Source organism: Oleiphilus sp. HI0125 (genome assembly GCF_001635355.1).
Map to the genome: position 1 here is coordinate 1 of NZ_LWGF01000480.1, position 287 is coordinate 287.

At 42.2% G+C, this 287-nt stretch carries 1 protein-coding gene; it reads left to right on the plus strand.

The features are described 5' to 3' along the window. Positions 1 to 69: 69 nt before the first annotated feature. A partial coding sequence (locus A3762_RS06200; RefSeq protein WP_156493292.1) for a hypothetical protein occupies positions 70 to 287 on the plus strand: 218 nt, incomplete at its 3' end.

Sequence of the window (287 nt, forward strand, 5' to 3'; positions counted from 1 at the left end):
CTCTCTGCAACTGTGGAGCATACTGATGTTTCAAAGTTGGTTAGATGAACAGAGCGATGGTTTGACTTTATGAAATCACCCAATCTATATGCAGGCACAGTACTCATTAATGGTGCAGACACAATAACAGGGTATAACGCTGCACGCTCTATCGCTGGCCAAGGCTTTAAAATCTATGGGCAAGCAACCAATCCCCAGTCACTGTATTTAAAGTCTAAAATCTGGCGAAATGTCTTTATAGAAGAAGCGCTGCCCAGCAAGCTCATTAAACTATCGACGAAAATACT